23 protein-coding genes are annotated in these 24,411 nt (G+C 67.0%); 10 read left to right on the top strand and 13 right to left on the bottom strand.

The genetic code is table 11. From position 1 onward, the window contains the following. Positions 1-299: 299 nt before the first annotated feature. Positions 300-563 carry a translation initiation factor IF-1 gene (gene infA / locus DWG20_RS01265; protein ID WP_115432050.1) on the top strand — a complete coding sequence of 88 codons (264 nt, stop codon included), beginning with the start codon at positions 300-302 and terminating at the stop codon, positions 561-563. A gap of 92 nt (positions 564-655) precedes the next feature. Further along, entirely contained in the window at positions 656-838 is a 183-nt protein-coding gene (locus DWG20_RS01270) for a hypothetical protein (RefSeq protein ID WP_115432051.1), read from the top strand. 174 nt (positions 839-1,012) lie between these two features. Here the strand turns inward: DWG20_RS01270 and DWG20_RS01275 are convergent, their stop codons facing one another. Continuing rightward, the gene (locus DWG20_RS01275; protein ID WP_115432052.1) at positions 1,013-1,834 is read right to left on the bottom strand and encodes a class I SAM-dependent methyltransferase; all 822 of its coding nucleotides are present in this window, start codon (positions 1,832-1,834) and stop codon (positions 1,013-1,015) included. A gap of 142 nt (positions 1,835-1,976) precedes the next feature. Between DWG20_RS01275 and DWG20_RS01280 the strand changes: the two genes are divergently transcribed. Further along, on the top strand, positions 1,977-2,588 hold the full coding sequence (locus DWG20_RS01280) for a 3'-5' exonuclease (RefSeq protein WP_245944745.1): 612 nt from the start codon (positions 1,977-1,979) through the stop codon (positions 2,586-2,588). Positions 2,589-2,655: 67 nt separating this feature from the next. Here the strand turns inward: DWG20_RS01280 and DWG20_RS01285 are convergent, their stop codons facing one another. Together DWG20_RS01285 and ettA are read right to left on the bottom strand one after the other, a co-directional pair. Continuing rightward, positions 2,656-3,258, bottom strand: coding sequence for a CBS domain-containing protein (locus tag DWG20_RS01285; RefSeq protein ID WP_115432053.1), 603 nt, complete (start codon positions 3,256-3,258; stop codon positions 2,656-2,658). A 230-nt stretch (positions 3,259-3,488) separates the two neighbouring features. Then, on the bottom strand, positions 3,489-5,156 hold the full coding sequence (gene ettA / locus DWG20_RS01290; protein ID WP_115432054.1) for an energy-dependent translational throttle protein EttA: 1,668 nt from the start codon (positions 5,154-5,156) through the stop codon (positions 3,489-3,491). Positions 5,157-5,401: 245 nt separating this feature from the next. On the opposite strand from ettA, the gene DWG20_RS01295 reads away from it, so the two are divergent. Then, the gene (locus DWG20_RS01295) at positions 5,402-5,776 is read left to right on the top strand and encodes a cupin domain-containing protein (protein ID WP_115432055.1); all 375 of its coding nucleotides are present in this window, start codon (positions 5,402-5,404) and stop codon (positions 5,774-5,776) included. Positions 5,777-5,877: 101 nt separating this feature from the next. Here the strand turns inward: DWG20_RS01295 and cobA are convergent, their stop codons facing one another. The 8 genes from cobA to DWG20_RS01335 all read right to left on the bottom strand — a co-directional run bounded on the left by cobA (position 5,878) and on the right by DWG20_RS01335 (position 16,920). Next, positions 5,878-6,636, bottom strand: a complete 759-nt coding sequence (cobA, locus tag DWG20_RS01300) for a uroporphyrinogen-III C-methyltransferase (protein WP_115432056.1) — start codon at positions 6,634-6,636, stop codon at positions 5,878-5,880. 22 nt (positions 6,637-6,658) lie between these two features. Continuing rightward, a complete protein-coding gene (locus DWG20_RS01305) occupies positions 6,659-9,373 on the bottom strand; it encodes a nitrate reductase (RefSeq protein WP_115432057.1) in 2,715 nt (904 codons plus the stop codon). A 778-nt stretch (positions 9,374-10,151) separates the two neighbouring features. Continuing rightward, on the bottom strand, positions 10,152-10,469 hold the full coding sequence (gene nirD, locus DWG20_RS01310; RefSeq protein WP_220271995.1) for a nitrite reductase small subunit NirD: 318 nt from the start codon (positions 10,467-10,469) through the stop codon (positions 10,152-10,154). Further along, the gene (gene nirB, locus DWG20_RS01315) at positions 10,469-12,895 is read right to left on the bottom strand and encodes a nitrite reductase large subunit NirB (RefSeq protein ID WP_115432059.1); all 2,427 of its coding nucleotides are present in this window, start codon (positions 12,893-12,895) and stop codon (positions 10,469-10,471) included. The genes nirD and nirB overlap by 1 nt, the downstream gene beginning before the upstream one ends. Positions 12,896-12,906: 11 nt before the next feature. Beyond that, positions 12,907-14,550, bottom strand: a complete 1,644-nt coding sequence (locus tag DWG20_RS01320) for a bifunctional protein-serine/threonine kinase/phosphatase (protein ID WP_115432060.1) — start codon at positions 14,548-14,550, stop codon at positions 12,907-12,909. Between the two features lie 10 nt (positions 14,551-14,560). Then, on the bottom strand, positions 14,561-15,769 hold the full coding sequence (locus DWG20_RS01325) for a nitrate/nitrite transporter (protein WP_115432061.1): 1,209 nt from the start codon (positions 15,767-15,769) through the stop codon (positions 14,561-14,563). A gap of 356 nt (positions 15,770-16,125) precedes the next feature. Then, on the bottom strand, positions 16,126-16,335 hold the full coding sequence (locus tag DWG20_RS01330; protein WP_115432062.1) for a type 2 periplasmic-binding domain-containing protein: 210 nt from the start codon (positions 16,333-16,335) through the stop codon (positions 16,126-16,128). A gap of 9 nt (positions 16,336-16,344) precedes the next feature. Further along, a complete protein-coding gene (locus DWG20_RS01335) occupies positions 16,345-16,920 on the bottom strand; it encodes an ANTAR domain-containing response regulator (protein ID WP_115432063.1) in 576 nt (191 codons plus the stop codon). Positions 16,921-17,072: 152 nt separating this feature from the next. Between DWG20_RS01335 and DWG20_RS01340 the strand changes: the two genes are divergently transcribed. Then, complete coding sequence (locus DWG20_RS01340; RefSeq protein WP_115432064.1) at positions 17,073-18,479, top strand: sodium:proton antiporter; 1,407 nt, start codon at positions 17,073-17,075, stop codon at positions 18,477-18,479. Between the two features lie 55 nt (positions 18,480-18,534). Here the strand turns inward: DWG20_RS01340 and coq7 are convergent, their stop codons facing one another. Continuing rightward, positions 18,535-19,155 carry a 2-polyprenyl-3-methyl-6-methoxy-1,4-benzoquinone monooxygenase gene (gene coq7, locus DWG20_RS01345; protein ID WP_115432065.1) on the bottom strand — a complete coding sequence of 207 codons (621 nt, stop codon included), beginning with the start codon at positions 19,153-19,155 and terminating at the stop codon, positions 18,535-18,537. 140 nt (positions 19,156-19,295) lie between these two features. On the opposite strand from coq7, the gene ppa reads away from it, so the two are divergent. The 3 genes from ppa to DWG20_RS01360 all read left to right on the top strand — a co-directional run bounded on the left by ppa (position 19,296) and on the right by DWG20_RS01360 (position 21,867). Then, positions 19,296-19,823 carry an inorganic diphosphatase gene (ppa, locus tag DWG20_RS01350; protein WP_115432066.1) on the top strand — a complete coding sequence of 176 codons (528 nt, stop codon included), beginning with the start codon at positions 19,296-19,298 and terminating at the stop codon, positions 19,821-19,823. A gap of 384 nt (positions 19,824-20,207) precedes the next feature. After that, positions 20,208-21,107 (top strand): LysR family transcriptional regulator, encoded by a 900-nt coding sequence (locus tag DWG20_RS01355; RefSeq protein WP_115432067.1) that lies wholly within the window; start codon positions 20,208-20,210, stop codon positions 21,105-21,107. A gap of 40 nt (positions 21,108-21,147) precedes the next feature. After that, positions 21,148-21,867, top strand: a complete 720-nt coding sequence (locus DWG20_RS01360) for a hypothetical protein (protein ID WP_115432068.1) — start codon at positions 21,148-21,150, stop codon at positions 21,865-21,867. Positions 21,868-21,940: 73 nt separating this feature from the next. Here the strand turns inward: DWG20_RS01360 and DWG20_RS01365 are convergent, their stop codons facing one another. Then, on the bottom strand, positions 21,941-22,513 hold the full coding sequence (locus DWG20_RS01365) for a phasin family protein (RefSeq protein WP_115432069.1): 573 nt from the start codon (positions 22,511-22,513) through the stop codon (positions 21,941-21,943). Positions 22,514-22,862: 349 nt separating this feature from the next. On the opposite strand from DWG20_RS01365, the gene minC reads away from it, so the two are divergent. Next, entirely contained in the window at positions 22,863-23,567 is a 705-nt protein-coding gene (minC, locus tag DWG20_RS01370) for a septum site-determining protein MinC (protein ID WP_115432070.1), read from the top strand. A 30-nt stretch (positions 23,568-23,597) separates the two neighbouring features. Further along, the gene (gene minD, locus DWG20_RS01375; RefSeq protein WP_115432071.1) at positions 23,598-24,410 is read left to right on the top strand and encodes a septum site-determining protein MinD; all 813 of its coding nucleotides are present in this window, start codon (positions 23,598-23,600) and stop codon (positions 24,408-24,410) included. Position 24,411: the final 1 nt, after the last annotated feature.

Here is a 24,411-nt window from a genome sequence, read left to right on the forward strand (position 1 = left end):
TATATCCGACTAGAAAACTCAAGCTTTTTTTGCCAAATTGCTGTATAGTACCGTTCGTTGCCAAGACGCTATCCATCACTTGGCCGCTTCTGATTGTCTTGCCCAGGCCTTATGGCTAATCGGGCACCCCTCTCTCAAACGGTTGGAAGTCTCTTGTTCGACGGCCGACGCCGCTTCGTTCAGGGGTTAGCGTTATTGGTCTGCACGACGGCGGAGCGCCCTGCGTTCCCCCTTTGGCAATCGATCAGTCTGAAGTGCGTGACTGATGCCATCCCAATGCACAAGAAAGGTATCTACTCATGGCAAAAGAAGACGTGATCGAGCTGGAAGGCTCGGTAATCGAGGCCCTGCCCGAATCCCGTTTCCGCGTGGCGCTGGACAACGGTGTGGAAATTCTCGCCTACGAATCGGGCAAGATGCGGATGCACCGCATCAAAATCATTGTCGGTGACCGGGTGACCGTCGAGATGTCGCCCTACGATCTGTCCAAGGGTCGGATCAACTACCGGCACCCCACGCCGCGCCCGGACGGCAGCCGACCGCCGCCGCGTCCGCGCCGCTAAGCTGTGCCGGCAACCGGCCGGCAGGTGTCCGCTCCCACGCGGCGGCGCTGCCACCGGAGATGCCGGTTCGCGGCTGTTTTAAAGGAATCAAAATGAAAGTCAAAGAATTGTTGCCCGGCGACCGGGTCAGCGAACAAGGCAAACACGACGCCGTCGACTTCGAAGTCGTTTCGATCAATAAAATGGGTCAACGCTTCAAGGTGACCTTCCGCTCCATCCTCGGCATCGCGTCCGCCAGCTATTCCGGCGACGCCTATATCGCGGCGTCGCGTTAAGGCGACGCCCGCCGAGGCGGGCAACAACAGCTCGGCCAACCCTAAGGGTTGGCCGAGCTTTTTTATGCGCTCGACTCCCGGTCAGCCCTTCCGCTCGAACGGCAGAAGAATAGAAAAAGCTCGGCCGACCTTCGGCCGAGCTTTTAACCGGCGCCCGTATCAGACGCCGTTCGTTCAGTAGATGAAGCGCTCGCGCATCTCGGCGAGGTTCAGTTCGTCGAGGATCCGCTCGAGCCGCTCCTCGGCGTTGCGGCGCGGCGCGCCGGTGTGGCGCGCGACGATCAGTTCGTTCTTCATCGAGTGTTCCCAACCGACGAGTTCGGTCACCGTCACCTGGTAGCCGTGCGCCTCAAGCTGCAGGCAGCGCAGCACGTTGGTGATCTGGCTGCCGAACTCGCGCGTGTGGATCGGGTGGCGCCAGATTTCCGACAGCGGCGTCTTGCCGAAAGACTGGTTCTTGTTCTTCTTCAAGACCGACGCGACTTCGGCCTGGCAGCACGGCACCAGCACGATGAAGCGCGCCTTTTTCGACAGCGCGAACTTGATCGCGTCGTCGGTCGCGGTATTGCACGCGTGCAGCGCGGTGACGATGTCGATCTCGCCGGGCAGCTCCTTGGCGTCTATCGAGTCCTCTACCGATACATTCAGGAAGCTCATCCGCTCGAAGCCGAGCCGCCCGGCCAGTTCGCGCGAGCGCGCGACGAGCTCCTCGCGCGTTTCGATGCCGTAGACGTGGCCGGTATCGCGCGACTTCAGGAACAGGTCATAGAGGATGAAACCCAGATACGACTTGCCGGCGCCGTGGTCGGCCAGCGTCAGCGCCCGGCCGTCGGCCAGCACCTCTTCCATCAACGGTTCGATGAAGTGGTAGAGGTGGTAGACCTGCTTGAGCTTGCGGCGGCTGTCCTGGTTCAGCTTGCCGTCGCGGGTCAGGATGTGCAGCTCTTTCAAGAGCTCGATCGACTGTTCGGATTTGATTTCGGGGATGAGGCTCACGGTGGCGTTCCTGCTAAAGCGCTTATGGCGGCCATTTTAACAGGCGGAACCGACAATCCACGTACAATCGCGGCATGGCGGCTCACTGCTGCCCCCCATTCACCCCCAGTACGGCGCCGTGCGCCGTCTGCCGGAGTCATTTGTGTCGGAACAGAAAAAAGCCCCCGCGCCACTTTCCAAGGATGAAATCAAGGCGCTGCCGCCGTTCGATGCGCTCTCGCGCGACGCGGTCGTGCTCGTCTGCGACGAAGCGACGATGCACGCCGCATGCCGGCAACTCTTGGAGCAGCCGGTGCTCGGCTTCGATACCGAGTCTCGGCCGACCTTCCGCGTCGGCGAAGTGTCGACCGGACCGCACCTGTTGCAACTGGCAACGCCGAGCCAAGCTTACTTGTTCCAGCTCGAGAAGCTCGGCGACCTGGCGCCCTTACGCGCGCTGATGGCCGCGGGCACGGTGCACAAGGTCGGCTTCGGCTTATCGTCGGACAAGGTGCTCTTGAAGTCCAAGCTCGATATCGACTGCGCGGCGGTGCACGACATCGGCACACTGTTCCGCCAGACCGGCGCGCGCCATACGGTCGGCGCGGTGCAGGCGGTGGCGCAGCTGTTTGGCCGCCACTACCGCAAGTCCAAACGGCTGTCGACGTCCAACTGGGCGAGCGCGACCTTGTCCGACGCGCAGTGCTTGTACGCGGCGAACGACGCCTACGTCGCGCTCCGGGTCTACCTCGCGCTTGCCGGCGCCGCGCGCTGACGAAACGCGCATCGCGCGCATGAAAAAAGGCAGCCGCCGGGCTGCCTTCTTGCTGTCCGCCGAGCGCTCAGCTTTCGTGCAGCAGCGAGTGCTGGATCTCGGAGAAGGCCTGCGGCACGCGGATGAAGTTCAGCGAGATGCCGAGGCGGCGCGCCATGTGCGAGGTCGAGAATAGCCCGCACACCTCGTAGTGGCCGGTGCCGGGGTTGTGTTCGACGACCAGCGCGTGCTGGCGGCCGAGGCGCTTCATCGTCGCGACCATGTGGCCGACCTTGGCCTCCGCCACGTCGGGCAGCATGATCGCCTCGAGCTGGTTGCGCGCGGTCATCACGTCGCGCACCAGGATGTCGGCGTGAAGCTTGCCGTGTTCGAGCATGCACTGCACCGGCCTCTCGCCGAGCAGGTCGGTCGCGGTCACGAGGCCGGCCAGACGCCCTTCGTCGTCGGTGACGAACAGCAAGCGGATGCCGCGGCTGACCATCAAGGCGTGTGCGTCTTGCAAGGCGGCGTCTTCGTGGATGCTCACCGGGTCGACCGCCTTGAGGTCGGTCATCACCTCGAGCGCCGGGCTGTCCATGGCGACGGGGCGACGCGGGCGCTCGTCGAGGTGGACAAGGCCGGTGTCATGCGGAAGTGCAACGGTGGGCAGGGACTGATACTGGCTTTCCATGAGGACTCTCCTCTGCGTATTGTGGTTTTGTGCGGCCGGACGGGCCGGCAGCGCCTGCACACCTTTCACGGCGGGAGAATGCCCCGCGCGCCGAAAGACGACCTCATTCTAGGCCTGTTTCGCGCCCGGTTTAAAGCCCCGCCGACCGGGTATTTGTTACGATTTGACCGCGCGCAAAAAACCCCGTTCCGCCTTGCGACGAAACGGGGTTGGCCGAGCTTTTCGCGGGCTTAACGCGTGATCGGCTTGTAGCGGATGCGCTTCGGCTTGGCGCCCTCTTCGCCCAGACGCTTCTTCTTGTCGGCCTCGTACTCCTGGTAGTTGCCGTCGAAGAAGGTCCACTGCGATTCGCCTTCGGCGGCGAGGATGTGGGTCGCGATGCGGTCGAGGAACCAGCGGTCGTGAGAGATCACGAACACGGTGCCGGCGAATTCCAAGAGAGCATCTTCGAGTGCGCGCAGCGTTTCGACGTCGAGGTCGTTGGACGGTTCGTCGAGCAAGAGCACGTTGCCGCCCTTGAGCAAGGTCTTCGCCAGGTGCAGGCGGCCGCGTTCACCGCCCGACAGCATGCCGACCTTCTTCTGCTGGTCGCCGCCCTTGAAGTTGAAGCGGCCGAGGTAAGCGCGGCTCGACATCTCGAACTTGCCTACGTTGACGAGCTCGAGCCCGCCGGACACGTCCTGGAACACGGTCTTGTCGGCGTCCAGCCCTTCGCGGCTCTGCTCGACGAAGGCCATCTGCACCGTCTGGCCGATCTTCACCTCGCCCGAATCCGGCTGCTCCTTGCCGGCGATCATCTTGAACAGCGTCGACTTGCCGGCGCCGTTCGGGCCGATGATGCCGACGATCGCGCCGGCCGGTGCCTTGAAGCTCAGGTTGTCGATCAACAGGCGGTCGCCGAAGCCCTTGCTGACGCCGTCGAACTCGATCACCTCGCTGCCCAGACGCTCGGCGACCGGGATGAAGATCTCCTGCGTCTCGTTGCGCTTCTGGTGCTCGAAGCTCGACAATTCCTCGAAGCGGGCGATACGCGCCTTCGACTTCGCCTGGCGGCCCTTCGGGTTCTGGCGCACCCATTCGAGTTCCTGCTTCATCGCCTTGATGCGCGCGCCTTCCTGCTTGGCCTCGGTCTCGAGGCGCGCCTCTTTCTGCTCGAGCCACGAAGAGTAGTTGCCCTTCCACGGGATGCCCTCGCCTCGGTCCAGTTCCAGGATCCATTCGGCGGCGTTGTCGAGGAAGTAGCGGTCGTGGGTGACCGCGACCACGGTGCCCGGGAAGCGCACCAGGAACTGCTCGAGCCACTCTACCGATTCGGCGTCCAGGTGGTTGGTCGGCTCGTCGAGCAGCAGCATGTCCGGCTTGGACAGCAGCAGCTTGCACAGCGCGACGCGGCGCTTTTCGCCGCCTGACAGCGGACCGATCTTGGCGTCCCACGGCGGCAGGCGCAGCGCGTCGGCGGCCAGTTCGAGCTGCAGCTCGACGTTGTCGCCGGCGCCGGCCGAGATGATCGCCTCCAGACGCGCCTGCTCCTCGGCGAGCGCGTCAAAGTCGGCGTCCGGGTCGGCGTACGCGGCGTAGACCTCTTCGAGGCGCTGCTGTGCTCCCATCACCTCGCCCATGCCGCTTTCGACTTCCTCGCGCACGGTCTTGTCGGCGCTAAGCTGCGGCTCCTGCGGCAGGTAGCCGATCTTCACGCCCGGCTGGTGGCTGACCTCGCCGTCGTACTCCTTGTCGACGCAGGCCATGATGCGCAGCACGGTCGACTTGCCGGAACCGTTAAGACCCAAGAGGCCGATCTTGGCGCCCGGGAAGAAGGAAAGGGAAATGTCCTTGATGATCTGGCGCTTCGGGGGCACCACCTTGCTCACGCGGAGCATAGACATCACGAATTGGGCCATGGATAGAGGATTCCGTTGCAGTCTCGATAAGCACGCAAGTGTAGCAAAGGCGCGGCAAGTCAGGGGCGGCGCGGTAAGCTGGGCGACGGCCGGTTTCCGCTCGCGGGATCTTCTATGTTTAAAGCTCGGGAATGCCCGACCCTGCGTTTTGATCCCCGCCCTCGCCCCTCGTGCGTCAGCCAGACCGAATCCTCCACCGTCGGACTTTCCGTCGTCGCCGGTGACAATCGAACAGGAGGATGACCATGGCTGAAGAACATGCGACAAGGGCCGAACATAAAAGCTTCGACCGGCCGGACGAAGTCCGCGAATTTCCGCTCGGACGGCTGGAGCTGATCAAGATCGGCGGCGCGACGGTCGGCCGCGCGGTGTTCAAACCCGGCTGGCGCTGGGCCGAGTCGGTCCAGCCGCTGGCCAAGACCAAGAGCTGCGAGGCGCCGCACTTCCAGTACCACGTGTCCGGCGTGCTGCTGGTGAAGATGGACGACGGCACCGAGCTCATCTGCCGACCAGGCGACGTGTCGCTGCTGCCCTCCGGCCACGACGCGTGGGTGGTCGGCGACGAGGCGGCGGTGGTGGTCGATTTTCAGGGCATGATCGATTACGCGCGCGCGTCGTGAATCTGTAGCGCTGCTCGCCGTCGAGCAACGGAAAAAGCCCGGCGATGCATCGCCGGGCTTTTTCATGCCTGGCCGGGAAGCTCGGCCAACGTTTACCCTTTTCAAGCCACCGCCAGCCCTTCAGGCAAGTCTTCGCCTGCCGACGCTGACGCCAGCGCCGCGCCGACCAGGATCAGCGCCGGCGCCGGCATCTTGGCCGCGTGGCAGGCCGCAGCCAGTTGGCCGAGCGTTGTGACCAGCCGCCGCTCGGCGGGCGTAGAAGCGCAGGCGACCACCGCCGCGGGGGTCGACGCCGGCAGCGCGGCGAGCAAGCCTTCGGCGACCTCGCAGACACGGTTGAGGCCCATATAGATCGCGAGCGTCGTGCCGGCGGCGGCGAGCGCAGCCCAGTCGGGCGCGCTGTGGTCCTGGCGGTGTGCGGTGACGAAAGTAACGCCGCTGGCGCCGAAGTCGCGATGGGTCAGCGACACGGTGAGGCTGGCCGCCGCGGCGAGCGCCGAGGTCACGCCGTTGACCAGCTCTACCTCGATGCCGTGCTCGGCTAGGTAGGCGATCTCCTCGCCGGCGCGGCCGAATAGCAAGGGGTCGCCGCCCTTCACGCGCGCCACCGTCTTGCCCTGGCGCGCGTAGCGGCGCATCAGCCGCTGGATGAAGTCCTGCGGCGCCGAGCGACAGCCGGCGCGCTTGCCGGTGGTGACGACGCGCGCCCGCGGCGCGAAGGAAACTATGTCCGGGTCGACCAGCGCGTCGACGATCAGCACGTCGGCCGAGGCCAGCACCCTCACCGCCTTCAGCGTCAACAATTCCAGGTCGCCCGGGCCGGCGCCGATCAGCCAGACCTTGCCGTATATGTTTTCCATGATGCGTCCTTTCAGCCGAGCCCTAGGCCGGCGCGTGTTCGGTTTGGGCGAGCGTCGCCGCGGCGAGCCGTTTGCATTCGGGGAGACACGAGCCACACGCGGTGCCGCAGCCGGTCGCGGCCTGCGCGGCGGCGAGCGAGCCGCCGGCCTTCAGCGCCGCGACGATGGCCGACTCGGCCACACCGTTGCAGTTGCACACCATGCGCTCGGGCGCCGGCGCGCCGGCCGGCGCCGCAGCGCTCGGCAGGAAGGCCCACGGGCGCGGAAAGGTCCAGCCGCCGCCCTGGCGCATGATCTCGGTCAGCCACCCGGCCGCCGCGGCCTCGCCGGCGAGACGGAATGCGATGAGACGCCCATCCTGCCACTGAGCCCGCTTGTCGATGCCGCGCTTCTCGTCGCGATAGCCGAGGCCGTCCGGCCCACCCGCGAGGCCGAGCGCCACATCGAGCTTCTCGAGCCAGCCCTCGGGCGCCGAGTCGTCGGCTGCGGTGAGCCGCACCGCCGGCCGTTCGCGGCCGACGAGGCTGAGGCTCGCGTAGCGACAGCCGGAGAGCAGCGGGCGCAGCTTCGCGAGCAGCGACTGCACGTCGCCGGCGACGACCGCGACGCAGCGCCACGCGAGGTCCAATTTCTCCAGCCGCACCGCCGCGTGCTTGAGTTCCGGCTGGCCGGACTTGTCGCAGCGCGCCGGCAGCGTCAACAGGTTGACGCCGACGTCCTGCAGGAACTGGCCGTTCCAGTGCATAGGCAGGAACAGGCTGCCCGACGGCGTCTCGCCAGACGCCTCTACCGGCAGCACCAGCTTGCCGCGCTTGCTTGCGACTTCGACGAGGTCGCCGTCGGCGAGACTGCGGCGCGCCATGTCGCCCGGGTTCATCGCGAGCCGCGCCTCGGCGACGTGTTCGAACAGCTGCGGCACGCGGCCGCTGCGGCTCATGCCGTGCCACTGGTCGCGCAGCCGGCCGGACAAGAGCCGGAACGGATAGCGCGCGTTAGGCGCCTCGGCGACCGGCAGATAGGGCACGGCGTGAAAGCGCGCGCGGCCGCTGGCTGTGTTGAACACGCGATCGGTATAGAGACGGACTCGGCCAACCTTTTCGCCTGCCGGCAGCGGCCACTGCTGCGGCGCGGCTTCGAGCAGCGCGTAGTCGACGCCGCCGATGTCGATGTCGCGGCCGATGGTGGTCGCGCGGTATTCGATGAACACGTCCTCAGGTGAATCGAAAGCGAACAGATCGGGCTCGTGCGGAGCGAGACGCTGTTGCAGCGCACGCGCGAAGTCCCGGGCGATGCGCCAGTCGGCGCGCGCGTCGCCCGGCGCGGCCACCGCGGCGCGGACTCTGGATATCCTGCGTTCGGAGTTGGTGACGACGCCCTCCTTCTCGCCCCAGCTGCTCGCCGGCAGCAACAGGTCGGCGAACGGCGCGGTGTCGGTGTCGGCAAACGCCTCCTGCAGCACGACGAACTCGGCGTTTTTCAGCGCCGCCTGCACCTTGGCCAGGTCGGGCATCGAGTGCGCCGGATTGGTGCAGGCGATCCACACCGCCTTCACCGTGCCCGCTTCCAGTGCATCGAACAGCTCTACCGCGGTCAGCCCCGGCTTGGCCGGCAATCTTTCGGCCGGCACGTCCCACAGCGCGGCGAGCTCTGCGCGGTGAGACGCGTTGGCCAGGTCGCGGTGCGACGCGAGCAGGGTCGCCATGCCGCCGACCTCGCGCCCGCCCATCGCGTTCGGCTGGCCGGTCAGCGAGAACGGGCCGGCGCCGGGTCGGCCGAGCTGGCCGGTCGCCAGATGCAGATTGATCAGCGCGAGGTTCTTGTCGGTGCCGTGGCTAGACTGGTTCAGCCCCATGCAGTAGAGAGAAAGCGCGGCCTTCGATTCGCCGAACCATTCGGCGGCGGTGACCAGGTCCTTCTCATCGATGCCGCAGATCTCGGCGGCGCGGTGCGGCGGATAGGCGCGCACCTCGTTCTTGAGCTGCGAAAAGCCCTCGCTGTGTTCGGCTATCAGCTCGGCGTCGAGCCGGCCTTCCCAGATCAGGTGATGCAGCATGCCGTGGAACAGCGCGACGTCGGTGCCCGGCTGGATCGCCAGGTGCAGGTCGGCCATCGCCGCGGTGTCGGTGCGGCGCGGGTCGATCGCGATCCATTTGACGCCAGGACGCGCGGCGCGCGCTTCCTCGAGCCGGCGGAACAGCACCGGGTGCGCGTAGGCGGCGTTGCTGCCGGCGAACAGCACCAGGTCGGCGTGTTCGAGGTCGTCGTAGCAGGTCGGCGGGCCGTCGGCGCCAAAGGCGAGCTTGTACGCCGACACCGCGCTCGACATGCACAGCCGCGAGTTGGTGTCGACGTTGGCGGTGCCGACCAGGCCCTTGGCGAGCTTGTTGAAGACGTAGTAGTCCTCGGTAAGCAGCTGGCCGGAGAGGTAGAACGCGACGGCGTCGGGGCCGTGTTCGCGGATGATGGCGGCGAAGCGCTCGGCGGCAGTGGCTATCGCCGTATCCCAGTCTATTTGCCTGCGTTCCTCGTCGCGCGCCGTGCGCAACATTGGTGCAAGCGCGCGGCCGGCGTCGCCGCAGGTCAAAGGCAGCGTGCGGCCCTTGGTGCACAGCCGGCCGAAGTTGGCCGGGTGATCGGGGTCGCCGTCGATGCCGGTGATGCGCTCGCCGTCGGTGTGGATCAGTACGCCACAGCCGACGCCGCAGTAGCAGCAGGTGGAGCGGACGGTGTGGGTCATGGCGGTCTCCTCGAGGTTGGCCGAGCTCGGCCGACCTTGGCGGTTCGTTCAGATACAACTACCTGTTCTAACGGTCCGAACAGCGGTTTTGTGCGGCTGCGCCGCGGCTGTTTTCATGCCGGTCCCGCCCGGCTGGCGGCTTACTTTTCTTGCTTCGCCAAGAAAAGTAAGCAAAAGAAGGCGAGCCCCCGCCGCTTTGATCCGCTTGACCGGCACCCGACGAGGCGCCGCCGAACTCGCGATTCGCTAGCGTCGAATCGCTCGAACAGCCGGCGGCTTAAGACCTCGCGGGACGTCGTCCGGTCGGCGCGGCGGAAGGGCAGTTGATCCGTTGTGTGCGACGGCTCGTGACGTATTTGACTCAAATCGTTGATCCGCCACCCCATTGCGGCTCCAGTCGCAAACGGGCTCGGCCAACGTTAGTAAATCGAGTGCTTTTCCGATGGAACCCCACCTACATTGCCGACAACGAACCCTTATGCCCTTCCGCCGCGCCGCTTGACCGGTGCCCGGCGAGGTTTTAAGCCGCCGTCTGTCTGAGCGCCGCGACGGTAGCGCGGGGCGCGTTCGGCGGCGCCTCGTCGGGTGCCGGTCAAGCGGATCAAAGCGGCGGTGGGCTCGCCTTTGGGGTGCAGGGGGCTTTGGCGAGACAAAGCCCCTGCCCTCTGCCGGTGGAACCGGCATCAAAACCCATCGCGGCGCAGCCGCTCGAATCGAGGTTAAAGAACATCGGTAAAGCTTGACTTAATTCAAGCAAGAACCGGGCCTGTTCAGGCGATCAGCCCACCGCCAGCCAGATCACCCCTTCTTCCACCCGCACCGGATGCTTGCCGGTGCACCCTTCGTCCGGCGCGCACGCACGGCCGTCGGAGAAGTTGATCACCCAGCCGTGCAGCGGGCAGGCGACCGCCTCGCCGACCACGATCCCGGGCGACAGCGGGCCGCCCTTGTGCGGGCAGCGGTCGGTCAGCGCGAACACCGCGTCGGTTTCGGTACGGAACAGCGCGATGTCATCGTGCCCGGCGCGCTTGACGACGCGGCTGCCCAGTCTCGGGATCTCTTTAAGTTCGCAGACCGCTTTCCAGTTGCTCTCCATCACACCACCTCCAGCGTCTTGTATTCGTGTTGCTGCGCGCCCTGCACCCGCTCTTCCCATGGGTCGGGCAGGCCTTCAAGCGAGAACAACAGCCGCTCGTACAGCGCCTTGCGGTTCTCGGCGTCGTCGAGCACCTTCGCCTTCGCATGTTCGAGGCCGACGCGCGCGAGGTAGTGCACGGTGCGCTCGAGGTAGTAGGCCTCCTCGCGGTAGAGCTGCAGGAAGGCGCCGGCGTACTCGCGCACCTCGTCGGCGGTCTTCACCTTGACGAAGAACTGCGCGACCTCGGTCTTGATGCCGCCGTTGCCGCCGACGTAGAGCTCCCAGCCGGAGTCGACGCCGATGATGCCGACGTCCTTGATGCCCGATTCGGCGCAGTTGCGCGGGCAGCCACTGACTGCGAGCTTCACCTTGTGCGGGCTCCACATGCGGCCGAGCATCGTCTCCAGGTCGATGCCCATCTGCGTGCTGTTCTGCGTGCCGAAGCGGCAGAACTCGGAGCCGACGCAGGTCTTCACGGTGCGGATCGACTTGCCGTAGGCGTAGCCGGACTTCATGCCGAGGTCGCGCCACACGTCGACGAGGTCGTCCTTCTTGATGCCCAACAGGTCGATGCGCTGGCCGCCGGTGACCTTGACCATCGGGACCTGGTACTTGTCGGCGACGTCGGCGATGCGGCGCAGCTCGGCGGCGTTGGTGACGCCGCCCATCATCTGCGGGATCACCGAATAGGTGCCGTCCTTCTGGATGTTGGCGTGCACGCGCTCGTTGACGAAGCGGCTCTGCGGGTCGTCTATCGCCTCGCGCGGCCAGGTCGACACCAGGTAGTAGTTGAGCGCCGGGCGGCAGCTGGCGCAGCCGTTAGGCGTGCGCCAGTTCAGTGCGCGCATCACGTCGGGGATGGTGGTCAGGTGCTTCTCGCGGATCGCGGCGCGCACCTCGCCGTGCGTATGTTCGGTGCAGCCGCAGATTACTTTAGTTTTCGGCGACTCCTGGAAGTCGCTGCCGAGCGTGTTCAGCAGGATCTGCTCTACGAGGCCGGTGCACGAACCGCACGAGCTGGCCGCCTTGGTGTGCTTCTTCACCGCGTCGACGCTCATCAGCCCCTGCTCGGTGATCGCCTTGACGATGGTGCCCTTGCACACGCCGTTGCAGCCGCACACCTCGTCGGCGTCGGCCATCGCCGCCGTCCGATCCGCGCCGGCCTTGTCGCCCAGATGAAACGCCTCGCCGAACATCAGCCGGTCGCGCGTCTCGGCGAGTTCGCGGCTCTCGCGCATCAACTTGAAGTACCAGCCGCCGTCGGCGCTGTCGCCGTACAAGCAGGCGCCGACCAGCTTGTCGCCCTTGATGACGAGGCGCTTGTAGAGGCCGGCGGCCGGGTCGGACAGCACGATGTCCTCGCAGTCGTCGCCGCCCATGAAGTCGCCGGCCGAGAACAGCTCGATGCCGGTTACTTTTAACTTGGTCGACAACAGCGAGCCCTGGTAGGCCGCCTCGCTAGTCCCGGCCAGGTGCTGCGCGAGCACCTTGGCCATCTCGTACAGCGGCGCGACGAGGCCGTAGGCGATGCCGCGGTGGTTCGCGCATTCGCCGAGCGCGTAGATGGAAGGGTCGGACGTGCGCAAGGTGTCGTCGACGACGACGCCGCGGTTGCAGTCGAGGCCGGCGGCCTCGGCCAACTTGGCGTCCGGCCGGATGCCGACCGCCATCACGACGAGCTTGGCCGGCAGTACGCGGCCGTCAGCCAGGCGCACGCCGGCGACACGGCCCGCGCCGTCGTCGAGCAGCGCCTCGGTCTGCGCATTCAGGCAGAAGTCCATGCCGCGCGACGCGAGCGACGCCTCCAGCAACTTGCCGGCGGTCTCGTCGAGCTGACGCTCGAGCAGCCATTTACCCAGATGAACGACGGTGACCCTCATGCCGCGCTTCATCAGCCCGTTCGCGGCCTCGAGGCCCAGCAGCCCGCCGCCGATCACCACCGCGTCGCCGCCGGTAGCCGCAGCGTCCATCATCGCCTGCGTGTCGGCGATGTCGCGGTAGGCGAGCACGCCGTCAAGGTCGCGCCCCGGCACCGGCAGGATGAAAGGCTGCGAGCCGGTCGCGAGGATGGCGACGTCGTACGGCACCTCGGTGCCGTCCTCGGCGCGTACGACCTTGTTCTCGCGGTCGATGTGTTCGACCTTGCTGTTCAAGTACAGCCGGATATTGTGTTCTTCGTACCACGCGAGGTCGTTGAGCACGATGTCGCAGAAGTCCTGCTCGCCGGCCAGCACCGGCGACAAGAGGATGCGGTTGTAGTTCGGGTGCGGCTCGGCGCCGAACACGGTGACGTCGTAGGCGTCGGGCGCGAGCGCGAAGAGTTCCTCGAGCGCGCGGATGCCGGCCATGCCGTTGCCGACCAGTACCAGTTTCTTGCGATCCATGATGCTTCCTTTCAGCGGGCCAGCGCCCACAGGTAAAACAACAGCAAATTCAGTGCCAGCGACACCAGCGCGATCTGCTGCCAGAGCGCGAGCGCGGCGCGTTTTGCAGGAGACGGCCTGGCCGGCGCGTCGCCACGACCGAGCGCGATCAGCCACGCGCCGGCGCTCGGGTAGCGGTCGCGCGGTTCGCGCGCGACGGCCTTGAGCAACTGCGCCTCGAACCAGGCCGGCAAGTCGGGCCGGTAGCGCGACGGCGGCACCGGCTTGGCGTCGACGGGGCGCTGGAACGCCTCGAGCTCGCCGTACGGGTAGTGGCCGGTCAGCAGCCAGTAGACGGTGACGCCGGCGGCGTAGACGTCGGACGCCTCGGACACCGGCGCGCCGCAGAACAGCTCGGGCGCCATGTAGCTCGGCGTGCCGGCGGCGCGCACCGGTTCGATCAGCCCGGCGACGCGCGCTGCACCAAAATCGAGCAGGCGCAGCGCACCGTCGTCGGAGAGGTGCAGGTTGTCGGGCTTGATGTCGCCGTGCGCGACGCCCTCTCCGTGCAGCCACGCGAGCGACTTCAACAGTTTTCCGGTCAGCCCCAGCGCCTGCGGCACGCTCCACGCCTCGCGCCGTTCGCGGCGCTCGGCCAACGTGGCGCCGGCGTGGTGGGTCAGCAGCAGATAGCGCTGCGTGCGCACAGCGTGCGGCCGCCATTCGGCGACGCCGGGGCCGGCGAAGCGGCGCAGCAGCCACTCCTCGCTGTCGAGCCCGGCGAGCGCGGCCTCGTCGTCGGCGAGGCGCGGCGCGAGGGTCTTGAGCAGGCACTCGTCGCCGTCGGCGCCCCGCACCCGCACCACGCGGCCGCCCGGGCTGTCGTGCAGACGCTCGAGCACCGCAAGCCCGTCTACCTCGTCGCCCGGCGCCAGCCGCGCCGGCAGCGCGCCGTCGTCCTCCGGGCTGTCGTGCACCGGCAGCGACAGCACCGTCAGCACCAGTGCGCTGGCGTTATCCTGGCCGCCGGCCGAGAGCGCCGCGCAGACCAGCGCGTCGGCGGCGGCCTGCGGGTCGGCGATCGAGGCGAGCTCGGCCAAGCTTGCAGGTTCCAAAACCGCCCACACGCCGTCGGTCGCGAGCACAAAGCGCGCGCCGGGCGCGACGTCGAGCACGCGCCGTGCCGGGTCCAGAGCGCCGGCCAGGCCCAGCGCCTGCGTCAGCACGTGGCGCATGCCGGGCTGCGTGTGCACATGGTCGACGGAGAGGCATTCGCAGACGCCGCCGGCGACGCGGTAGACGCGGGTGTCGCCGACGTTGGCGATGACCGCGCGCCGGCCTTCCAGCGCCAGCGCGGCGAGCGTGCTCATGCCGCTCTCTTCGGTCGCGCACAGCCTCAGGTGGCGGCGGGAAAACAGCTTCGGCAAGAATTCGGCCGCGTCCCAGCGCTCGGGCGCCGCGTAGAAGTCGGCGGCCAGTTCGCGCACCGCCTCGCGTGCCGCCCGCGCCCCGTCGGCCGAGCCGCTGACGCCGTCGGCGAGCAGCGCCAGCACGCCGCGCCGCGCCGGGCTCGACCCGTCAGGCTCGACCACGAACCAGGCGTCCTGGTTGGCGGGCTTCGGACCGGCGGCGCTGGCGACGCCCCAAGCGACGCAAGGTATGGTGGGCGCGTTCACTTTGTCGTCCTTACACGCGGGCGGAGGTCAGTTCGGACGAGCCCCAGGTGGTGCGCCAGCGGCTCTTCACCTTCGACAGGCCGATCCAGCCGGACAAGAGCAGCGCCGCGAACAGCACCAGACCCATCCGGTAGTCGCCGGTGTGCTGCTTGACGACGCCCAAGCCCGCAGCGAGCAGGAAGCCGCCGACGCCGCCGGCCATGCCGATCACGCCGGTCATCACGCCGATCTCGCGCGCGAAGCGCTGCGGCACCAGCTGGAACACCGAGCCGTTGCCGGCGCCGAGCGCGAGCATCGCGACGATGAACAGCGCGATGGTCGAGGCCGCGCCACCGGCCATACTCGCGCCGACGATGGCGAGCGCCGCGATGCCGTAGACCGACAGCAGGCTCTTGATGCCGCCGATGCGGTCGGCGAGCACGCCGCCCATCGGGCGCATCATCGAGCCGGCGAGCACGCAGGCGGCGGTCGCGTAGCCGGCGTGCACCGGGCCCATGCCGAACTGGTCGTGGAAGTAGCCGGGCAGCGACGACGCGAGCCCGATGAAGCCGCCGAAGGTCAGGCAGTAGAAGAGCATGAACCACCAGGCGTCCGGGTCGGACAGCACGGCCAGATACTGGGCGAACGTCTTGGGCGCAGGCGCGTCCGGAGCGTCCTTCGCGGCGACGAGGAAGACGACGAAGGCGACACAAAGCGGGATCAGCGCGAGGCCGAATACGTTCTGCCAGCCGTAGGCGAGCGCCAACGCCGGTGCGAACAGCGCGGCGAACACGGTGCCCGAGTTGCCCGCGCCGGCGATGCCGAGCGCGGTGCCCTGGTGCTCGGGCGGATACCAGCGCGACGCCAGCGGCAAGGCGATGGCGAACGCCGCGCCGGCGACGCCGAGGAACAGCCCGAGCAGCAGCGCCTGTTCGAACGAGTTCACGCCGATCAGCCAGGCGGCGGCCAGCGCGGCTATCACGATCACCTGCGCGATCAGACCCGAGCGCTTCGGCCCGATCTTGTCGACCAGCACGCCGAACACGATGCGCAACAGCGCGCCGGCGAGCGTCGGCGTCGCCACCATCAGGCCGCGTTCCTGCGCGGTGAGGGAAAGGTCGGTCGCCATCAGCACCGCGAGCGGGCCCAACAGGTACCAGACCATGAAACTGAGGTCGAAATAGAAAAACGACGCCAACAGCGTGGGCGTGTGGCCGGACTGCCAGAAGCTCTTGTTCATGACTTTCTCCCGAAACGCACAGCGATAAAAAAGGCGTCCTTGCCGGAGGCCTCCCGAGGGAGAACCGGCAGGGACGCCGTTGTCCTGTTGGCCCGTCGTTGGGCCGGTCTTGCGCTTGTGGGCTCGCCGTTGAGCCTGGTGAGGCCGCCGCTCGCCTGTTACGCCTTCAACACGTGATCCCGAGAGGAATGGGGGTGCGGTGGCCTCGCCAAGCTATGAGCAAGCGTCGTGCCAGCCCGCTTTTTCCCTGCTGCACGCAAAAAAGCCCGGTTTTCGGGAACCGGGCTTTCTGCATTGCACCATCAGCGGGCACGATCGCCTTGCGCTGCACCATGGCGCAGCATCCCTGCCCGCCATCATGGCGGGCCGCCGGCCAGACGCCATGGCGACGCCGGCAGCGGGATGCCGAGCGCGTCGGCCACGTCGGCGTAGACGTCGAAACGGTTCACGCGGCGCACCAGCGGCGCGCAGTCGGTGAGCCGCATAAAGCCGACCTTGAGAGGGCTACGCTCGGACGGCGCGAAGGCTGCGGGTCCGGAACCGGGGACGAGAAGGGATTCGATCATGGCGGGCTTTCAGGACAGCAACTGGGCGGCTTCTGCGAGGCGGCGCGCGACCTCGGCCACACGCAGCCCCTGCTCCATCGCGCTCTTGCGCAACAGCTGGTAGGCGGCGTCCTCGGTCAGACCGCGTTTTTCGATCAACAGGCCCTTGGCCTTGTCGATCCACTTGCGGTCTGCGAGCTGGCGGCGGGCCGCGTCGAGCTCGCCGCGCAGGCGCTGTTCCTCGTCGAAGCGGGCGATCGCGACGTCGAGCACCGGCACCAGCCGCTCGGGCGCGAGTCCGTCGACCACGTAGGCCGACACGCCGGCCTTCACCGCGGCGCGCATCACCGAAGGGTCGCGCTCGCCGGTGAACATCACGATAGGACGCGGGCTCTCGGCGCTGACGACGCACAGGCCGGCCAGCGCGTCGCGGCTCGGCGACGCGGCGTCGACGATGATCATGTCGGGCGCGTAGCGCGCAACCGCGGCGGCGAGCGCCAGCGCCGAGCCGAGTTCGGCGACCACGTCGCAGCCGGCGGCGACGAGCGCGTCGGAGAGCCTGTCGATATGGATCGGCGTGTCGTGGATCAGGAGGACGCGGGTCATGGCGCGGCGTACAAGGTTGGCCGAGGATGCCTTCCTCAAAGCAAGAAGCGTGCGCGGCTCCTACATAGGGTCAGCACGCTAGGGTAAGCCTCTAAACCGCGGCGCATCGACCCGCTGTTACACTGGCCGGCATTTTTCACGCGGACCCGACCATGACCCTGCTTCCTCGTCTGGCGCTTGCGCTTTCCTGCGCACTGGCCCCGATCGCCGCTCACGCCGGCGTAGACGGAGCGAGCCTCGCGCTGCCGTGGGCGCTGCCGTTCGCCGGCCTGTTGCTGTCGATCGCGCTCTTGCCGCTCGTACTGCCGTCGCTCTGGCACCATCACTTCGGCAAGATCGCCGCCGGCTGGACGCTGGCGATGATCGTGCCGATGGGCATGCTGCTCGGCTGGGGCACCGTCGCGCACGAACTCGCGCACACGCTCTTGTTCGAGTACCTGCCGTTCATCATCCTGTTGACCGCGCTGTTCACCGTCGCCGGCGGGATCTATCTGCGCGGCAACCTGCACGGCTCGCCGTGGACCAACACGCGCTTCCTCGCTACAGGCACCTTGCTCGCGAGCTTCGCCGGCACCACCGGCGCGGCGATGCTGCTGATCCGCCCGCTGTTGCGCGCCAACGACAGCCGGCGCCACAAGACGCACGTCGTGGTGTTCTTCATCTTCCTCGTCGCCAACGTCGGCGGCTCGCTGACGCCGCTGGGCGACCCGCCGCTGTTCCTCGGCTTCCTGAAGGGCGTGAGCTTCGGCTGGACCTTCGCCCACATGCTGCCGTTCACGCTGTTCGCCAGCGCGCTGCTGCTCGCTGCGTTCTACGCGCTCGATCGCCACTACTACCACAAGGAAGAAGACCTGCCGCCACTGCGAGACCCGACACCTGACTCGCGCGTCACGCTCGAGGGCAAGGTGAACCTGATCCTGCTCGCCGCCATCGTCGGCGCGGTGCTGCTGTCTGGAACGTGGAAACCGGGGATTAGCTATTCGCTGCTCGGCATGGATGTCGCGCTGCAGGATCTCGCGCGCGATGTCCTGCTGATCGCGATCACGCTCGCCTCACTCGCCTTGACGCCGGGGCGCTGCCGCACCGCGAACGCGTTCAACTGGGGGCCGATGCTCGAAGTCGGCAAGCTGTTCGCCGGCATCTTCGCGACGATGATCCCGGTGCTCGCGATGCTGAAGGCCGCCGAGGCCGGCGCGTTCTCGCCGCTGGTCGCGCTGGTGAAGGACACCAACGGTGCGCCGATCAATAGTGCGTATTTCTGGCTGACCGGCGCCTTGTCGAGCTTCCTCGACAACGCGCCGACCTACCTGGTGTTCTTCAACCTCGCCGGCGGCGACGCCGCCCAGCTGATGAGCCACGGCGCGGCGACGCTCGCGGCGATCTCGGCAGGCGCGGTGTTCATGGGCGCCAACAGCTATATCGGCAACGCGCCGAACTTCATGGTCAAGGCGATCGCCGAGGAGCGCGGCGTCGCGATGCCGTCCTTCTTCGGCTACATGGCGTGGTCAGGCGCGGTGCTGATCCCGCTGTTCGTGCTGATGACCTTCGTGTTTTTCTGAGCCGTGCGCGCATTAAAAAAGCTCGGCCAACGTTGGCCGAGCTTTTTTAATGGGATCAGATCCGGTAGCTGGTCGTCGTCATGATCTTAGACGTCAGCTTCATCAGCCCTTTCACCGGCGGCGGCAGCGGCGCCGCACCGTACTGGTGCGCCATCTTCGCGTGTTCGGCCTCGTCGTCGCGCATCTGCTCGACGATCGCGCGGCTCTTCGCGTCGTCTTCCGGCAGCTCTTTCAGGTGGCTGTCGAGGTGCGCCCCGACCTGGTGCTCGGTCTCCTCGAGAAAGCCGAGGTTCCACTTGTCGCCGAGCAGGCCGGCGGCAACGCCGATCGCCAGCGAGCCGGTGTACCACAGCGGGTTGAACAGCGACGGGTGGCCGCCCAGTTCCCGGATGCGGCGCTCGGTCCACGCCAGGTGCTCTTCTTCCTCGACCGCCGCGTGCCTGAGCGCTTCGCGTGCGTCCTGGTCGCGCGCGGTCAGCGCCTGGCCCTGGTACAGCGCCTGCGCGCAGATCTCGCCGCAGTGGTTGACGCGCATCAGCCCCAGCGCGTGGCGCTTCTCGGCGTCGGTCAGCTCGGCGTCGGGCAGGTGCTCGTCCGGGTGCGCGCGGCGGCTATGCGCCGGCGCGAACAGCGTACGCACGCCCTTGTCGAATTCGATGATCAGCTTGTCGAGCATCTTGTCGTCTCGTGGCAAAAGGTTGGCAGCATTATACCGCGAGCGCCTGCTGCAGACCCATCCGGCCACCGGATGCGGCGGCGCAAGCTGGTATAATCGCGAGGTTAACCGACCTCAACTCCTAGCGAGAGGACTTACCAATGAATCTGGACCGCATCGCCCCGGGCAAGGACATGCCGAACGACTTCAACGTCGTGATCGAGATCACCGCCAACAGCGCGCCGATCAAGTACGAATTCGACAAGGAGTCGGGCGCGATCTTCGTCGACCGCTTCATGGGCACGTCGATGATGTACCCGGCCAACTACGGCTTCGTGCCAAACACGCTGTCGGGCGACGGCGACCCGGTCGACGTGCTGGTCGTCACCCCGTTCGGCCTGCCGCCGGGCGTGGTGGTGCGCTGCCGCGCGCTGGGCATGCTGAAGATGGAAGACGACGGCGGCGTCGACGCCAAGCTGATCGCCGTGCCGGTGGAAAAACTCTGTCCGATGTACAAGGACGTCCAGAAGCTGGAAGACCTGCCGCAACTGTTGCGCGACCAGATCGTCCACTTCTTCGAGCACTACAAGGACCTCGAAAAGGGCAAGTGGGTGAAGATCCAGGGCTGGGCCGGCATCGCCGAAGCGAAGGCCGAGCTCGACGAGAGCATCGCCCGCGCGAAGGCCTGATCGCCTCCGCCCCCATCGAAAAAGCCGGTCGAACGACCGGCTTTTTTTGCGCCCACCCTATCCCGAACCTGGCCCGGCTCGGCCAGGCTGTCGCTGTCCGATGCGTCTTGCGGCCACACCGCGACAGCGGCGCCGACATCACGGCGTCGCACCTGCGCTGAACCGCGCGCGCCCAATATCATGCCAAAAGCATTACCAGCAAGCGCCGCGTCACGCCGCCCGGTCAAATTCAGTTTTTTTGCACCTGCTGCGCCGCGAAAAGTGGCGAATGGCTTGCACGACAGCGAACATTGACCGCATCCTGCTCGAAAAGCTCCAAGTACACGACTCGATGACGGGAATGACGACGATGACGACCCGAGCCATGACTCAGGAAAATCGAACATGAAGCTCTCGCTCGACGCGATGGCCGTCCTCGACGCCATCGAGCGCGAAGGCAGCTTCGCCGCCGCCGCGCAGGCGCTGTGCCGCGTGCCGTCGACGATCACCTACACCATCCAGAAACTCGAGCAGGATCTGGGCGTCACGCTGTTCGACCGCAGCGGCCACCGTGCACGGCTGACCGAGGCCGGCCGCCTGTTGCTCGACGAGGGACGCCGGCTGCTCGACGCCGCCGCCGTGCTCGAAGAAAGGCTGCAGCGGCAGAACACCGGCTGGGAGGGCGAGCTGCGCGTCTCGCTGGGCGAGACGGTGCCGTTCGACAGCCTCGTCGCGCTGATCGCCGACTTCGACGCGCTCGCCGCGCCGACGCGGCTGCGCTTCGACCGCGACGCCGGAGGTGGCGTCTGGGAGGCGCTCGAGGGCGGACGCGCCGACCTCGCGCTCGGTGCGCCCGAATCGGCGCAGTCCGGCCATCTCCAGCAAAAGCCGCTCGGCACCCTCGACTTCGCCTTCGTCGTCGCGCCCGGCCATCCGCTCGCGGCGGCAAGCGAGCCGATTCCGCCGGCGGAACTGCGCCGCCACCGCACCGTCGCCATCGCCGACACCTCGCGCCACCCTCTGGCGCGCGGCGCGTCCATCCCAGGCGGTCAGCCGATACTGTCGGTCGCGACCCTGGCCGAGAAACTGGCGCTGATCGCGGCCGGCCTCGGCTGCGGCTTCGTCCCGCGCAAACTGGCCGCACCCTACATCGCCTGCGGCCGCCTGGTCGAGAAAGCGGTCGGCGAGCCCAGACCGCCGCTTCGCTTATACTATGCGTGGAAGGAAACCGAGCCGGGCAATACGTTGTCCTGGTTTCTCAACCGCCTGGCCGAATCCGAAACGCGGACGGCGCTGCTGTGCTGATCCACCGCCGCGCCCGCCGACCTCCTGCACACGACGCATAGTGGAAATAGCCGCCCTGGGCCACGCGCCCCACCTCGACTGGATCCGGCGCCGCCTGGTGGCCCGGGGCTTCGTCTTGGCCGGCGTCGGCGCGGCGATGCTCCCCGGCCAGCCCGACTGGCAGGGCCTCGCCGCCCCCGGGCTGCTGGTCGACCTCGGCCAACCTACGCTTGCCAACGCGCGCTACCGCGCCGAGCTTGCGCACGCGGTCCCCGCCGCCTACGTCGAACTGGCCGGCGCCTGGCATCCGCTCGGCGAGCAGTACGGCTTCATGCTGATCGCCGCCGGCGACGACGATGCCCTTTGCGTCGCCTGCCCCGTCCTCGACGCACTCGCCCCGCTGCCCGGCGCCTGGTTGAATGCCGGCCCGGCCGGGGCGGCAGGCTTCGTGCACAGCTACCTCGACCGGCTGACGCGCGCCTGCCTCGCCGCCTGGCCGCACGACGCCCAATCCCAGCCGGACTGCCCCGGACTCTTCGACAGCCAGCGCGCGCTGACCGAGGAACTGGTCGCGCTGTCCGACGCCTACTGGCAAAGCCTCGGCGAAGCCGCCGAACCCGACGCCAACCTCGTCTCCGAATTCGCCCTGCCGCTACCGCTGCAACGCCACTACGCGCGCACCCTCGCCGGCGTCACCCTGTACGCCTTCGGCCAGCACGGCCTGTTCAACGAACTCCTCGAACGACTCTGGCAACAGCAGGCGCCCGCGGCGCCGCGCTAGCCGCTCTCCAGGCGACAAAAAACCCGCCGGGGATCGCTCCCGGGCGGGTCAAGCGCTTACAGCGGAGGAAAGATCAGGCGACGTCGTTGCCGGTGGCCGGCTTCTTGCGGGCGACGGCGGCGGTCGCTGCCTGCGCCGAGTGGGTCGCGGCTTCGACGCCGGCTTCGGCCAGGTCGGCGCTCACCTTCTTGGCGGTCTGGCTCACGCTCTCGAAAGCGGCGTTGGTGGTGTTGATGAAGGTCTTCACCGCGTTCACCGCGACGTCGGAACCGGCCGGCGCGCTCTTGGCGAAGCGGTCGAGGCCGCCGATCACGTTCTTGTTCAGTTCGGCCACCTGCTCTTCGAGGAAGGCGGCGATTTCGTTCTGGGTGGTCAGCGACGCGTCGTAGACGTTACGCGCGACGGTGAAGGCCTGGTCGATGGTCGGCTGCGCCTGGGCGGCTTGCCATTCGGTCAGCGCCTTGGCGTCCTTCACTTCGGACAGCGACTTGATGACCTTGGCGTTGTCGGCCAACAGTTTGCGCGACAGTTCCAGCTGCAGGCTGGCGAAACGCTCGGCGCTGCCGAGCAGGATCGCGGAGAAACGGACGGCCTTGTCCAGCTGGGCTTGGCCGAGGGCGGAAAACTCTTGCTGATTGATCGACATGTCAGACACTCCTCACTTATTGGTTGGCACGACTCGGATTAAACGACCGGAACCGCTTTGCTGCATTGCACAATCCCATACTAGGAGCGCCGCAATAGCATGTCAAATGTTTTTTTGCACTGCAGCAACCGGCAAGCCGCTCTGTTTACTGATATTTTTATCACACTCTATAGAAATGTCATGATTTTTGCGTGACACTCTGCTGCAGTGCACTGCGGCACGGGTGGACAAGGTGCGACACCGGCGCCGGCCAAGCGCGATAAAGCGCCATCAAGCCGTTGAAAGGCCCACGGCAAGGCTTTAAACTCGCTCATATTCATTGAAGAAATCTATCTTCCGGATAGCGACCATGAGCCAAACGGCGACCGCCTTCGACATCAAATCCGCCAGCCTCGACCTGCTGGCCCTGCACCTGAAAACCGCCGATGCCGGCGCGCTGATCGCAGCGCTCGAAGAGCGTTTCGCGGTCGCCGACGAGACCGAGGCTTTCGTGCTCGACCTCCAAGCGCTGAGCGAGCCGTGCGCGCTCGACCTCGGCCGCCTGCTGCCCGCCTTCGCGCGCCGCGGCGTGCGCGCGGTGGCGCTGCGCCACCCCGACGAGAACGTCGGCACCCTCGCGCGCCGCTTCGGCCTCGCGTACACGCCGAGCCCCTGTACGCGACACCAGGAAGCACCGGCCAAGGCCGAGACACCGCGCCCGGCCGAAGCGCCCGCCGCCGTGCCGACGCTGATCGTCGACAAGCCGGTGCGCGCCGGCCAGCAGATCTACGCGAAGGGCGGCGACCTCGTCGTGCTCGCGATGGTCAGCGCCGGCGCCGAGGTGATCGCCGACGGCAGCATCCACGTCTACTCGCACTTGCGCGGACGGGCGCTGGCCGGCGCTCGCGGCAACACTTCTTCACGCATTTTCACTTACGCGATGGAAGCCGAATTGGTATCCATCGCGGGCGTCTACCGCACCATCGAACAGGCGCTGCCGGCCAGCATCAAGGGCCGCCCGACCCAGGTCTACCTGGAAAACGAGCGTCTGGTGATGAGCGCCCTGGGCGAATAACCGACATCCAGTTTCATTGAGGAAACCACCGTGGCACGAATCATCGTTGTAACGTCCGGCAAGGGCGGCGTGGGCAAGACCACCACCAGTGCGAGCTTCGCCTCCGGGCTCGCGCTCAGGGGGAACAAGACCGTCGTGATCGACTTCGACGTCGGCCTCAGAAACCTCGACCTGATCATGGGTTGCGAGCGCCGCGTGGTGTACGACCTCATCAACGTCGTCAACAAGGAAGCCAGCCTCAACCAGGCGCTGATCAAGGACAAGCACTGCGACAACCTCTACGTGCTACCGGCGTCGCAGACGCGCGACAAGGACGCGCTGACCGAGGACGGCGTCGAAGCGGTGCTCAAGGACCTCGCCGACATGGGCTTCGACTACATCGTGTGCGACTCGCCCGCCGGCATCGAGAAGGGCGCGCTGATGGCGCTGCACTTCGCCGACGAGGCGCTGATCGTGACCAACCCGGAAGTCTCGTCGGTGCGCGACTCCGACCGCATCCTCGGCATCCTGTCGTCCAAGTCGCGCCGCGCGGTCAACGGCCAGGAGGCGGTCAAGGAGCACCTGTTGATCACCCGCTACGCGCCGGGCCGCGTCGACAAGGGCGAGATGCTGTCGGTCGACGACGTGAAGGAAATCCTGCGCGTGCCGCTGTTGGGCGTCGTGCCCGAATCGCAGAGCGTGCTGCAGGCGTCGAACTCCGGCACGCCGGCGATCCACCTGAACGGCAGCGACGTGTCCGAGGCGTACAAGGACATCGTCGCGCGCTTCCTCGGCGAGGAAAAAACGATGCGTTTCCTCGACACGCCGAAGGTCGGGCTGTTGAAACGCTTGTTCGGAGGCTAAA

This window comes from Crenobacter cavernae, assembly GCF_003355495.1.
In the GTDB taxonomy this organism is placed as follows: Bacteria; Pseudomonadota; Gammaproteobacteria; order Burkholderiales; family Chromobacteriaceae; genus Crenobacter; species Crenobacter cavernae.

What these genes read in the sequence shown, in the direction of transcription:
- DWG20_RS01285 (WP_115432053.1), bottom strand. Translation starts at nt 3,258, where the DNA reads ATGGAAAGCCAGTATCAGTCCCTGCCCACCGTTGCACTTCCGCATGAC.
- coq7 (WP_115432065.1), bottom strand. Translation starts at nt 19,155, where the DNA reads ATGCTCGACAAGCTGATCATCGAATTCGACAAGGGCGTGCGTACGCTG.
- minC (WP_115432070.1), top strand. Translation starts at nt 22,863, where the DNA reads ATGAGCCAAACGGCGACCGCCTTCGACATCAAATCCGCCAGCCTCGAC.
- nirD (WP_220271995.1), bottom strand. Translation starts at nt 10,469, where the DNA reads ATGGAGAGCAACTGGAAAGCGGTCTGCGAACTTAAAGAGATCCCGAGA.
- infA (WP_115432050.1), top strand. Translation starts at nt 300, where the DNA reads ATGGCAAAAGAAGACGTGATCGAGCTGGAAGGCTCGGTAATCGAGGCC.
- DWG20_RS01355 (WP_115432067.1), top strand. Translation starts at nt 20,208, where the DNA reads ATGAAGCTCTCGCTCGACGCGATGGCCGTCCTCGACGCCATCGAGCGC.
- DWG20_RS01270 (WP_115432051.1), top strand. Translation starts at nt 656, where the DNA reads ATGAAAGTCAAAGAATTGTTGCCCGGCGACCGGGTCAGCGAACAAGGC.
- cobA (WP_115432056.1), bottom strand. Translation starts at nt 6,636, where the DNA reads ATGGAAAACATATACGGCAAGGTCTGGCTGATCGGCGCCGGCCCGGGC.
- DWG20_RS01340 (WP_115432064.1), top strand. Translation starts at nt 17,073, where the DNA reads ATGACCCTGCTTCCTCGTCTGGCGCTTGCGCTTTCCTGCGCACTGGCC.
- DWG20_RS01335 (WP_115432063.1), bottom strand. Translation starts at nt 16,920, where the DNA reads ATGACCCGCGTCCTCCTGATCCACGACACGCCGATCCATATCGACAGG.
- DWG20_RS01305 (WP_115432057.1), bottom strand. Translation starts at nt 9,373, where the DNA reads ATGACCCACACCGTCCGCTCCACCTGCTGCTACTGCGGCGTCGGCTGT.
- DWG20_RS01325 (WP_115432061.1), bottom strand. Translation starts at nt 15,769, where the DNA reads ATGAACAAGAGCTTCTGGCAGTCCGGCCACACGCCCACGCTGTTGGCG.
- DWG20_RS01330 (WP_115432062.1), bottom strand. Translation starts at nt 16,335, where the DNA reads ATGATCGAATCCCTTCTCGTCCCCGGTTCCGGACCCGCAGCCTTCGCG.
- ettA (WP_115432054.1), bottom strand. Translation starts at nt 5,156, where the DNA reads ATGGCCCAATTCGTGATGTCTATGCTCCGCGTGAGCAAGGTGGTGCCC.
- DWG20_RS01365 (WP_115432069.1), bottom strand. Translation starts at nt 22,513, where the DNA reads ATGTCGATCAATCAGCAAGAGTTTTCCGCCCTCGGCCAAGCCCAGCTG.
- ppa (WP_115432066.1), top strand. Translation starts at nt 19,296, where the DNA reads ATGAATCTGGACCGCATCGCCCCGGGCAAGGACATGCCGAACGACTTC.
- nirB (WP_115432059.1), bottom strand. Translation starts at nt 12,895, where the DNA reads ATGGATCGCAAGAAACTGGTACTGGTCGGCAACGGCATGGCCGGCATC.
- DWG20_RS01295 (WP_115432055.1), top strand. Translation starts at nt 5,402, where the DNA reads ATGGCTGAAGAACATGCGACAAGGGCCGAACATAAAAGCTTCGACCGG.